Consider the following 12,643-nt stretch of genomic DNA (forward strand, 5'->3'; position numbering starts at 1 on the left):
GCTATTTCTCATTCAGCTTCACTTGCTGCCAATACTGCTCTAATTGCGCTAAACTATGCGCTGAAAAATCTCGTTCCGATTGCTGTACTTGTGCTTCAACCCCATGAAAGCGTTTAGTAAACTTTTGATTTGCCTTACGCAGCAATGTTTCAGGATCTTCTTTTGCATGACGACATAAGTTCACTACGGCAAACATTAAATCCCCTATTTCTTCCCCTAATGCTTTTTTATTAAGATTTTCTGCTTCGAGCTCTGCTTTAACTTCGAGTACTTCTTCTTCAATTTTTGCAAAAACATCCTTCACATTATCCCAATCAAAGCCGACATGCGAACATCTTTTTTGGATCTTTGCTGCTTGTGATAGAGCGGGTAAGCTTTTAGGTATATCAGCAAGAATACTCAAGTTTTCTTGGTTATTTTTTGCTTGACGTTCTTTGGCTTTTTCATTTTCCCAGTTAGCTTTTATTTGTGCGTCACTCGTTAAATCAGCACTACTAAAAACGTGAGGATGACGGCGAATAAGCTTCTCACAGATAGCCTCAACCACGGTATCAAAATTAAAAAGTTGTTGTTCCTGTCCAAGCTGACTATAAAAAATAACTTGGAACAATAAATCACCTAACTCTTTATTAAGCTCAACAAAGTCATTTTGCTCTATTGCATCAACCACTTCATATGCTTCTTCTATAGTGTGCGCGGTAATAGAGGCAAAATTTTGCTTTATATCCCACGGACAGCCTGTGTCAGGATCACGTAATTGGGACATGATCCAACGTAATTTTTCAATTGAAGCTTCGCTTTCAATATTAACATTTAGCATGTATGTTCTCTTATTCTTAATTTTGACAACAAGTTTTATAATCTTTTAACTTCCACAACATCATCAAGTTGCCTTACTTTATCTAGCACTCTAGTAAGTAGCTCACTACTGGTGACTTCTATTTTAATTTTCATACTCATGGTTTGTTTAGCGCTATCGCTATGACTTTCGATACCAACAATACTCACCTTTTCATTCGCAATAATCGTTGATATATCTCGAAATAACCCTTGACGATCACTAGCGATAATAAGCACACTCGCTTGATAATTTTGCTTATCATCAACGCCCCATTGAAGCTCTACAATACGCTCCGGCTGCTGATTTAACGAATTAGCGAGTTGTTCACAATCTTGCCGGTGAACTGAAATACCTCGCCCTTGAGTAATAAAGCCTGAAATCATGTCACCTGGTACAGGGGAACAACATTTTGCCATGTGTGTGAGCAAATTACCGACGCCCGACACAGTAATACCATTATCGTCGCCAGCAGTACTATGCCCTGCCTGAGGCTCTTTCACTAAACTTTGCGGATCAATCTCAGGTGCTGGATTAAACTTTTCTTCAAGTTGTTTAAAGTAATTAATAACTTGCTGTAAACGTGCATTACCTGAACCAATAGCAGCATATAGATCATCAATGGTTTTTACATTGAAATGCGCCACCGCTTCTTTCAATTGCCCTTGGCTAATGGTTAAGTTAGTTAACTTTGCTAATTCTGTATCAAGTAACTCCTTACCTTGAGCTAAATGCTTATCGCGATCTTGTAATTTAAAAAAATGTTGTACTTTGGCTCGAGCTCTTGATGAATGAATATAATTTAAATTAGGGTTTAACCAATCACGACTTGGATTAGGGTGATTATTTGTTAACACTTCAACCTGATCACCCGTTTTCAACTGATGAGTAAAAGGAACGATTTTTCCAAAGACTTTAGCCCCAATACAACAATGACCAACATTAGAGTGAATATAATAGGCAAAATCTAATGGGGTTGAACCCATAGGTAAATCAATCACATCACCAGAAGGTGTAAAGACATAAATTCTATCTTCAAAAACCTGGCTGCGAAGTTCATCTAGCAGCTCTCCATTTTCCGAGACATCATCTTGCCACTGTAAAATTTTGCGTAACCAGCCTATCTTGTCATCAAAGCTATTACTTTTTCCTGTTATCGAGCCTTCTTTATAACGCCAATGTGCTGCTACACCTAACTCGGCATCATCATCCATTTGCTGCGTTCTTATTTGTACCTCTACTGACTTACCTTCAGGGCCAAGTACAACAGTATGAATCGATTGGTAACCATTAGACTTAGGCGTTGCAACGTAGTCTGAAAATTCTTGAGATAAATGTTGCCACTGAGTATGAACAACACCTAAAGCAGAATAACAGTCTTGTATTCTTTCAACGACAACTCGCACAGCTCGCACATCAAACAACTGATCGAAATCTAATGCTTTTTGTTGCATTTTTTTCCAGATGCTATAAATATGTTTTGGACGACCGTAAACCTCTCCCTTGATTTCTAACGCTTTTAATTGATCACTTAAATTCCCAACAAAATCATGCATATATTGTTCACGTTCAAGGCGTGTTTCATCTAATAATTTGGCAATTTTTTTATAAACTTGTGGATGAAGGTAACGAAATGAAATATCTTCTAATTCCCACTTTAATTGACCAATACCTAAGCGGTTGGCCAAAGGTGCATATATATTAGCGCTATCTTTAGCTGTTAATACGCGACTTTCTTCATCACTGTGCTTTTGTTCTCGTAAGTCACACAAACGTTCAGCTAATTTAATAACTACCGCACGTACATCTTCAACCATGGCCAATAACATACGGCGAATATTATCAATATTACTTACACTACTTTGTTGCCTTAAGCCTTTGATAGCTTCCATTTTCTCAACACCTTGGCAAAGCATTGCAACATCTTTACTACAGTGTTCTTTAACAAAATCTTGCGTAATTAAATTCTCTTCTAGTAAAGGCGTTAAAAAAGCTGCTAATAAAGAATCAGCATCTAAATTTAAACTAGAAAGTATCTCTACCATTTCCCTTGCTTTTAAAAGACTAGCTTCATGTTGTTGAAAGAATGGCGAAACTTGCTCCCACAACTGTTCCAATGCTTGTTGTTTTTCTTCTGGTAAAGATTGCTCTGTTAGCCAATGTTTAAAATTTACACTAACAACCTGATGAGATTTACGCACCGAAACCATTTTCTTTCCTTTATGAAAACCACGATTTAAGACCAATTTCGCTAAATTATACCACGGCACTCCTGCTCTCAATGCCAAGAACAACTTTTGCGCCGTGAAGTATTGCCATTGAGCAATAACTAAGTGTAATTTAGTTTACTTACCGACTAAACAATACCATAGTCTCAACATGCTTTGTTTGAGAAAACATATCGATTAACCCTATTTTTTCAATTTTATACCCTTTTGAAATTAGCACCTGACTATCTCTAGCCAACGTAGTAGGATCACAACTAACATATAAAACTGTGGGAATATTAAGTTGAATCACTTGCTCTACAGCTAACTCTGCTCCTGCTCTAGCAGGATCTAATAGCACCTTATTAAATTCATTTTTCGCCCAAATATTAGACAACCATTCACTATTTAAATCTGCTTGAAAAAAATGGCAATTATTTATCTGGTTAAACTTAGCATTAGCACTCGCTTTATTAACCATACTTTGTACACCTTCAACGCCAATAACTAACTTAGCTTGTTGCGCTAGCGGTAAACTGAAGTTTCCAAGACCACAAAATAAATCTAATATATTGTCATTTTTTTGCGGCGACAACCAATCAAGCGCCTGTTCAACCATGGCCAAATTTACCTGCTGATTTATCTGTATAAAATCTGTACTTGAAAAATTAATTTGAATACCATTAACTAAGCGATAACGTAAACTATCAACCAAGTTACCTGAACTTTTATTAACATTTTCGTTATTACTATCATTAGTTTGGAAATAAATTTCCCAGCTATTCTTTTCAGCATATTCTTGCCACAATTGATGGTCATGTTCATTTATCGCTCTAATTTGGCGGATGATGAGTGTTAACTTTTTTACTGGCTTCGTAGCACTATTTATATCAACGGGGACTAGCTCATTATCATCTAAATCTTCTGTGCTAATAACTTCAATATGACCAATCGCTTTTTTCACACTCAGTTTATTAATCAATGTTTTTAATAAGGGAAATATATTAGCCGCCGGCTCAACAAGCACAGGGCACGACTTAACAGCGACAAGCTGATTAGTAGATTTTTGCCTAAAACCGATCGTCGCGTGGGCGTTCTTATCAAATTGCACACCTATTCTTGCTTTTCGACGGTATTCCCATGGCGAACTGGTAACGGGGCTTTGCCAAGGTAATTTAGCAACAATAGTGTCTGCTACACCAGCGCGAGAAAAAAGCGATATAATTTTATTTTTCTTAAAATCAAGCTGCTGTGAATATTCTAGCTGCTGTATATCGCAACCACCACACAGAGTAAAATGCTGGCATTTTGCCACAACCCTATGTTGGCTAGCTTTATTGATTGTTAAAAGTTTAGCTAACGCATATTTATTTTTTTGTTCAACAATCTTAATATCGACGCTTTCGTTCGGTAAAGAGCCAGGAATAAAAACGGGTTTACTCTGGTAGTAGGCAACGCCACAGCCATTTGAGTCTAATCTTTCAACCTTAACGGTTAGTTTTTTTCTCTCTTGGGCTTTAACTGACTTTTTATTATTTACTTGGAAAAAGTTTGCCATTATTGAATACCTAGGAATTTTCTTTATTTGGGCTTACATCAGTAGCTAAAGCAGAACTCAACTAAAAAGTGTAATTTTATTAAGCATATGACATTATAGGCTTATCAGGATGATCATTTTACACTAGTTTTATACTCGTTCCACCTGAAGTTACGGGTTTAGGGTAAAACGAGCAAATATTAAACACTATTCATAATGCATAAATTACGCCTCAAAGACTGGGTTATATTACTAACGATTGTTCCTATAGCATTTATTAGCTTTGGACTTGCCAGCTATTTTTCATATAACCGTAGTAGTGAATTAAACGAATTTTTAACTTTACGCTCCCAAAGTATTATTGAACCTTTAGCCATTACCACTAAAGAAGCATATGTTAACAACAACCGCGAAAAAATTCGCGCTATCATCAGCGCGGTACACCGAAGCCAATCAAGTCTTATTAAAAGTATTACTGTCTTTACTTTAGATAACCAAATATTAGTAACCAGCGCTTATCATGGTGATACAAATTTAATGCGCTTAAAACCAGAAGAAGCCCCTCCTTCCTATACTCAAGGAGAGCACTTTGACGATTTTATTATTTTCAGAACGCCTATCCTTGACGAAAAATTTGATAGTAATAATGTTTTAACACCTTTGGGCTACATTGCTATACATGTCGATAAAAGCTGGATTAAGCTCAAACAACAAAGCCAATATATTATTGCCTTTAGCCTCGCTTTTCTTGCTGTTTTACTGAGTAGTCTTTTAGCACTGAAGCTGATTCAAAACGTAACTAAGCCGATCAACTCCATGGTGAATGCTATTGATCGAATTAGAGAGGGAAAGCTTGAAAGTCGCGTAACTGGGCAACTGTTAATTGGCGAACTTAATTTTTTAAAACTAGGTATTAATGCCATGGCGCAATCATTGGGTAATTACCAAAATGAAATGCAAAGTAGTATTGATCAAGCAACCATTGATTTACGTGAAAGTTTAGAACAGTATGAAATTCAAAATGTTGAGTTAAGCATTGCCAAGAAAAAATCTCAAGATGCTAATAAAATAAAGTCGGAATTTTTAGCTAATATGAGCCATGAATTACGTACCCCCTTAAATGGGGTAATTGGCTTTACTCGACAAGTACTTAAAACACCACTAAGCGACTCTCAACGAGATTACTTACAAACAATCGATAGATCTGCCAATAATTTACTCGCCATTATTAATGATATTCTGGATTTTTCAAAACTTGAAGCAGGAAAAATGGTAATAGAAAGTATTCCCTTTTCATTAAGAGAATCTATCGATGAGAGCTTAGTGCTATTAGCACCTAGTGCTCATAAAAAAGAATTAGAGTTATCAATAAAAATTGATAACTCACTGCCTGACTCCTTGTTAGGCGATGCAATGCGCATTAAACAAATTATGAGTAACTTAGTCAGCAATGCTATTAAATTTACTCAACATGGCTCTGTGCTTATCGATGTTACCTTCAACATAATTAACGCCAAACGAGCTGCAATAAAAATAACCGTTGCTGACAGTGGTATTGGTATGAGCAACGTACAACAAAAAACAATATTTAAAGCCTTTACTCAAGCAGATCAAAGTATCACCAGACTACATGGAGGAACCGGTTTAGGTTTAGTTATTTGCCAAAGACTTGCTCATGAAATGAAGGGGGATATAGGTTTTAGTTCTAATAAAAATCATGGTTCAACATTTTGGTTTAACTTTGAATGTGGCATGAACACCTTACCTGTAACAGGTGAATTAGAGCACTTAAGGCTAGCAGATAAGTCTATTTTATATTATGAACCGCATTCACATAGCCGAGCGGCAACATACGACATTTTATCTAATTGGGATATGAAAGTAACTAAAGTCGACACTAAAACACAATTAGATGAAGTGCTTGAACAGTCTGCACAAGATGAAAATACACATTTTGATTTTGCATTAATTGGTCACGATAAAACCTCAACCGCTTTAAGTGATTTAAAAAAAACAATCACTAAAATAAAGCCTCAAATAGCCAATATACATTTAGCTATTAATAGTAATTCACCTAGTTTACATGATGCTCTGCTAGCCAGTGGTGCTTTAAGCTGTTTAAGTAAGCCAATAACAACAAACAAACTCTACAGTGCTTTATTAGCTGAGCCTGAGTATTTATCAACGCCAAATAAAAACATTCTGCCCATTAAGGTACTCGCAGTAGACGACAACGAAGCGAACTTAAAACTCATTAATGCCCTATTATGCGAGCAAGTGGGCGAAGTTGTCTTGGCTGACAATGGCTTAAAAGCGTTAGAGTTATGCCAGAATGAAATTTTTACCTTAATTTTTATGGACATTCAAATGCCAATAATGGATGGCATAAGCTCCCTACAAGCTATTAGACGTAATTCTTATAACGAAAAAACGCCTATAATTGCAGTGACAGCCCATGCTTTAAGTGGTGAAAAAGAAAGAATGGAACAACAAGGTTTTGATGCCTACATGACTAAGCCTATAGATGAAACTATGTTAAAACACATTATTTATGAATACTGTGATATTAATTATTTTCTAGATAGTGACAAAAAAAATTCACATACACCGAGAGAAACTTTGCCTTTAACACTACAAGATGAGCACAATATAAAGATAATAGATTGGCAGATAGCACTTAACAGAACAGGCGGAAAAGAAAATTTAGCTAAAGAGATGCTTATAGGATTAATTGAATACTTACCAGAAAGTAAAAGAGAGATCAGCATTGCGTTAGAAGAACAAGATAGTACGAAATTAACAAAATTGATACACAAACTAAACGGAACTTGCTGTTACACGGGGGTTCCACAGCTAACCAATATTTGCCAAGAAATAGAAACTCAACTGAAAAAAGAGGCAGCTTTAGGTAGCTTAGAGCCTGAATTTTTAGAGTTTTTTGAACAAATAGAGTTAATATTAGAACAAGCGCCTAGTGTGTTAATAAAGCTAAATAGCGATGTACCTGGAATAAATATTTAATCACGAAGCGTAATATCAGGACTTGTATCAATCTCGCCATCTTCAGTAATTATTGCGATCCCAGAGTTACAAGTGAGTACAGCTATACTATGGTCTTTTTCTTTTCGTATAAAGGATAATTCATAGCCAAACTTGCCTAGACTGCTAGCTGAAAATTTTTGCGCTAATGATAACCTATCCCACAACATAGATTTTTCAGATGAGCGTTCACGTCTTTCAAGTATTATTTTCTCTTCTGCTTGCATGAAAATTCCTTATTTAAACAACAAAAGCTAATAGCTACAATTAAAATGCAGAATTCCGCAAATATAAGAACTCGATTTTAGTATAAAAAAAATAAAAATAAAATAAAAAAATATTATACCCGCTATCCTTAATTTAATATTTTTGACTACTTTATGAAAGCGTCACAAATGCTGTTGCATAACGTTTTTCATCAGCAAGAGAAATATGCCAATACTGTGCTTTTTTAGATTGAGCAATTTCTAGGGCTCTACTAGAAAGTATAAGTTTAGGCTCTCCACTTGCAAGCGTTATTATTTCTATATGTTGAAAAGAAACACCACTTGCTATACCAGTACCTAAAGCTTTGGCTGTCGCCTCCTTTCCTGCCCAACGTTTAGCCAAATAACTTGTAGCATTATTAACTGAAACTAGACCCATACTTACAAAGCGTTCATATTCATCCAGTGTCAATACACGCTTAGCTAATCGTTCACGAGTATTATCAGGCATTTTAGCAATACGACTAATTTCTACAATATCTGTACCAATACCAATAATCGGCATATATGATCCTTAAAAGCTAGTTCCCAGTATTTTAAATCGAACTCAAACTAACTTGAGCTCAATTTAAAATAATCATTAAGAAGCTAAAACTACTGCCTTGCTTCTAACATTAATGCTTTCATATCTCTAACCGCTTTATCAAGACCATCAATAGCTGCACGAGCTATAATGGCATGACCAATATTTAATTCTATTATCTCTTCTATTGCAGCAATAGGTTTAACATTAAAGTAATTAAGTCCATGACCTGCATTTACTTTCAAACCAATACTGTGCGCATACTTAATACCATCAGTTAAACGTACTAATTCACTTTGTTGAACTGACTCTTCTATTGCATCGGCATATTGGCCAGTATGGATTTCAATATAAGGTGCGCCACTCGCTAAAGCAGCATCAATTTGACCTTTATCTGCATCAATAAATAAGCTTACTTGTGTACCTACTGCTGAAATTTTTGTCACAGCATCAGCTATTTTTTCAAACTGCTGAATAACATCTAGACCTCCTTCTGTTGTTAGCTCTTCTCTTTTTTCAGGGACTAAACAGCAGAAAGCTGGTTTCACCTCACAGGCAATTGCGATCATCTCGTCAGTAACGGCCATTTCAAAATTCATTCGCGTATGTAGTGTCTGTTTTAACACATGAATATCTCGATCTTGGATATGGCGTCTATCTTCACGTAAATGTACAGTTATACCATCAGCTCCAGCATGTTCGGCAACACTAGCGGCATATACTGGGTCAGGGTAATTTGTTCCCCTAGCTTGGCGTAAAGTCGCAATATGATCGACATTAACACCTAAAAGTAATTCTTTCATTTTATTCTCTCTTATTTTTTCTCAAATAATTTACGGCTATTTAAAGGCTTACCATCAAGTAGATGGGTTAACACATTTCGCATTAATAGTTTAAACGTATGCCCAGCGTCTTTATCTATAAGCTCTGTGCCTTGATAAATATAATTAGCAATAGATTGTAAATGCTCTGTATTAAACCAAGGCGTAGTTATATTAGTTACTGAATATTTATAAGCAGGAACAAACCCTTGTTCTACTACATAATAAAAACCAGCAACATTATCACTTACTTCATTAAATACAGGGCTAAAATCAAACGATTGACCCAGCTCTTCTAACAAGCATAATTCAAATTGTCGTAATTGAGGAGCAATAGGTAAATTTTCAGATAGGGATATTAATGTTAACTGATATTGCTTAAATACCGCTTCACAGACAATATCATTACTCAAGAGTTTAACCAAAAGCTCATTTATATAAAAACCACTATATAAATAATGTTGGTTTAAAGAATAAGAATTACCTGCTGCTTCAATACCCGTAATACGCTTTAACGTCGCATTGCTGTCTTTAAAAGTAAGTTTTAAAGGTAAAAAAGGCTGGATCATACCTTTTTTAATAGAGCGTTTAGATTGCCCTACATACACAAGTGCGGAAGTTTTTCCTTCGTATTCAGTTAACAATTCAAGTAGTTGCTGATTCTCTTTGAAAGGGCGAGAATGGAGTACAAAAGCATGATGTTCCACTTGAATATTTGACATGTTTCTACTATTTTTCGTAATACGTCATTTTATAGAATAAGCCAATAAGTATTGCTTTATTAGCTTAGCTGTTACTTAACTAGCCACTAACCAGAGTAGTCATCACCATAACCTAAGCTTCTTAACGCTCGCTCATCATCCGCCCAACCAGATTTAACCTTAACCCAGGTTTCTAAAAAAACTTTACTATCAAATAAGTTTTCCATATCACGTCTTGCTTCTTGGCCAATAGTTTTTAGGCGTTCACCTCTATTACCAATAACCATACGTTTTTGACTATCACGTTCCACTAAAATTAACGCATTAATATGAATAATACCTTTATCATCCATTTTAAACTGTTCTATTTCAACGGTGATTGAATAAGGAAGTTCATCACCTGTAAAACGAATAAGCTTTTCACGAATAATTTCTGACGCCATAAAACGGCTTGATCTATCCGTGATATGGTCTTCAGGAAACCAAAAGTCACTTTCAGGCAAGCTATCTAAACACAGTTTCTTTATCGTATCGACACTATGCCCTTTGCTGGCAGAAATAGGCACAATATCAGTAAAGTCATGCATTGCTCCTAATTTTTGCAAATGAGGTAATAGCTCATCTTTATCAACAATATTATCGATTTTATTAACCACTAAAATACAAGGTGAACCACTTTTTTTTATTTTATTCAGTACTAGATCATCATCTGTTGTCCAATGAGTACCTTCAACTAAAAAAAGAATTAACTCAACTTCTGAAATTGAACTAGTTGCCGCCCTATTCATCAAACGGTTTATAGCCCTTTTCTCTTCAGAATGAAGGCCCGGTGTATCGACTAAAATAGCTTGTCTATTTTCCTCGGTAAGAATACCTAAAATGCGGTGACGTGTAGTTTGTGGTTTACGCGATGTTATGCTAATTTTTTGACCAAGCAATGCATTAAGTAAAGTAGATTTCCCTACATTAGGACGGCCAACGATGGCAATTATTCCTGCACGAGTAGATTCATTATTCATTGACTATTTTACCTTGGTATTTTTTTGCTTAAGACTACTTTGCTCTAACTGTGCTAAAACTTCTTGTGCAGCTGCTTGCTCAGCTTTACGTCTGCTTGTACCTTGAGCAATCACTTCTTTATTGACAACCTCAGTAATACAACTAACAGTAAAATGCTGATTGTGCGATTGACCACTAGTATCAATAACATCATAAACAGGTAAAGGTATTTTTCTTCCCTGCAGATACTCTTGTAAACGCGTTTTAGGGTCTTTTTGTTCATTTCCTGGCTTAATTGCATCAAGTCGTTGAGCAAACCAAGATAAAATTAACTTCTTACATTGAGATATATTGGAATCTAAATAAACCGCACCGATAATGGCTTCAATAGCATCCTCTAAAATAGATTCCCGTCTATGCCCACCGCTTTTTAGCTCTCCTGGCCCAAGTATTAAGTATTCACCTAAATTAAAATCTCGTCCAATTTCAGCTAACGTTACACCTTTCACTAAGCTAGAACGCATACGAGTCAAATCGCCCTCGTTATGCTTAGGAAATTTATCAAACAACGCTTTTGCAATAACAAACCCCAAAATAGAATCGCCAAGAAACTCGAGTCTTTCGTTATGTTGCCCCTTCGCGCTTCGATGCGTAAGTGCTTGTACTAGTAATTCAGGTTGAGAAAAGCTATAACCAATTTTCTTTGACAAACGATTGAGAGAAATAGCACTAATTTGATTTTTATTACTCATTAGTTTATTGCGCCAATACGTTCAAAACGGATATTTGTTGGTACCCAGTGCGGTAAAATACTTTCTTCAGTACGTTCAAAATCAAAACTCATCCAAATAGCAACAGCTTGACCGACTAGATTTTCTTCAGGTACAAACCCCCAGAAACGGCCATCTAGCGAATTATCGCGATTATCGCCCATTACAAAATAATGCCCTGCTGGCACTAAAAATTCATCTTGTGCCGTACCTGCTTGTTGAAAATAATGGCCTGTTCTAGGTAAAACATTTTGATTATTCAAAATATTATGTTTTTTATCAAACATTACTGCTTCAAATTGGTTCATCCCTTCTTCAGCATCAGGCCCTTCATACTTATTGGTATAGTTATTTACAATCTGCACAAAGTCAGGACAACTTGTATCCGATTCTGTACACGCTTTTTTAATATATAACGATTTATTTCTATAAATAATACGATCACCCGGTAAACCAATAACACGCTTTATATAATCAATTCGAGGATCGACGGGATATTTAAATACCACAGCATCACCACGTTTAGGCAAACCAATTTCAAGAAATTTATTACGAGCAACAGGATCCCTTAAACCATAGTTAAATTTATTCACCAATATAAAATCACCATCGAGCAACGTGGGCATCATCGATCCAGATGGTATTTGAAAAGGCTCATAAAGAAATGATCTTAAGATTAGAACAAAAGCGATTATAGGAAAAATTTGCACCGAAGTATCAATAAGAGGTGATGGTTCCATCAGCTTTTCGATTGTTTCTTTTGGTAATTCTGCCCCACCTTGCATTTTTACCGCATCTTGTGCTTCTTCAACTTTCAATTTACGTTGAGGTGCTAAATAAAGCTTATCTAAAAGCCACACAATACCGGTGATTACCGTAATTGCAACCAAGATAATTGAAAAATAAACAGCCATAAAATTCCTATTTTTAATTGTCACAAAA

11 protein-coding genes are annotated in these 12,643 nt (G+C 35.7%); 1 reads left to right on the forward strand and 10 read right to left on the reverse strand.

All coding sequences use genetic code 11. The features are described 5' to 3' along the window. Window position 1 precedes the first annotated feature (1 nt). From mazG to rlmD, 3 genes are all read right to left on the reverse strand, one after another. Entirely contained in the window at window positions 2–820 is an 819-nt protein-coding gene (gene mazG / locus KO509_RS00600; RefSeq protein WP_215971342.1) for a nucleoside triphosphate pyrophosphohydrolase, read from the reverse strand. Between the two features lie 35 nt (window positions 821–855). Continuing rightward, window positions 856–3,048, reverse strand: coding sequence for a GTP diphosphokinase (gene relA, locus KO509_RS00605; protein WP_215971381.1), 2,193 nt, complete (start codon window positions 3,046–3,048; stop codon window positions 856–858). A gap of 139 nt (window positions 3,049–3,187) precedes the next feature. Further along, entirely contained in the window at window positions 3,188–4,603 is a 1,416-nt protein-coding gene (rlmD, locus tag KO509_RS00610) for a 23S rRNA (uracil(1939)-C(5))-methyltransferase RlmD (RefSeq protein ID WP_215971343.1), read from the reverse strand. Between the two features lie 195 nt (window positions 4,604–4,798). Between rlmD and barA the strand changes: the two genes are divergently transcribed. After that, window positions 4,799–7,603, forward strand: a complete 2,805-nt coding sequence (gene barA, locus KO509_RS00615; protein ID WP_215971344.1) for a two-component sensor histidine kinase BarA — start codon at window positions 4,799–4,801, stop codon at window positions 7,601–7,603. Here barA and KO509_RS00620 read toward each other — a convergent pair. The 7 genes from KO509_RS00620 to lepB all read right to left on the reverse strand — a co-directional run bounded on the left by KO509_RS00620 (window position 7,600) and on the right by lepB (window position 12,615). Beyond that, on the reverse strand, window positions 7,600–7,848 hold the full coding sequence (locus tag KO509_RS00620) for a hypothetical protein (protein ID WP_215971345.1): 249 nt from the start codon (window positions 7,846–7,848) through the stop codon (window positions 7,600–7,602). The genes barA and KO509_RS00620 overlap by 4 nt on opposite strands. A gap of 151 nt (window positions 7,849–7,999) precedes the next feature. Then, window positions 8,000–8,392, reverse strand: coding sequence for a holo-ACP synthase (acpS, locus tag KO509_RS00625; protein ID WP_215971346.1), 393 nt, complete (start codon window positions 8,390–8,392; stop codon window positions 8,000–8,002). An 89-nt stretch (window positions 8,393–8,481) separates the two neighbouring features. Continuing rightward, on the reverse strand, window positions 8,482–9,213 hold the full coding sequence (gene pdxJ, locus KO509_RS00630) for a pyridoxine 5'-phosphate synthase (RefSeq protein ID WP_215971347.1): 732 nt from the start codon (window positions 9,211–9,213) through the stop codon (window positions 8,482–8,484). An 11-nt stretch (window positions 9,214–9,224) separates the two neighbouring features. Continuing rightward, the gene (recO, locus tag KO509_RS00635; RefSeq protein WP_215971348.1) at window positions 9,225–9,953 is read right to left on the reverse strand and encodes a DNA repair protein RecO; all 729 of its coding nucleotides are present in this window, start codon (window positions 9,951–9,953) and stop codon (window positions 9,225–9,227) included. 86 nt (window positions 9,954–10,039) lie between these two features. After that, the gene (gene era, locus KO509_RS00640) at window positions 10,040–10,951 is read right to left on the reverse strand and encodes a GTPase Era (protein ID WP_215971349.1); all 912 of its coding nucleotides are present in this window, start codon (window positions 10,949–10,951) and stop codon (window positions 10,040–10,042) included. 3 nt (window positions 10,952–10,954) lie between these two features. Continuing rightward, window positions 10,955–11,683 carry a ribonuclease III gene (gene rnc / locus KO509_RS00645; RefSeq protein WP_215971350.1) on the reverse strand — a complete coding sequence of 243 codons (729 nt, stop codon included), beginning with the start codon at window positions 11,681–11,683 and terminating at the stop codon, window positions 10,955–10,957. Further along, entirely contained in the window at window positions 11,683–12,615 is a 933-nt protein-coding gene (gene lepB, locus KO509_RS00650) for a signal peptidase I (RefSeq protein ID WP_215971351.1), read from the reverse strand. The genes rnc and lepB overlap by 1 nt, the downstream gene beginning before the upstream one ends. Window positions 12,616–12,643: the final 28 nt, after the last annotated feature.

It is taken from the genome of Colwellia sp. C2M11, assembly GCF_018860915.1.
GTDB lineage: Bacteria > Pseudomonadota > Gammaproteobacteria > Enterobacterales > Alteromonadaceae > Colwellia.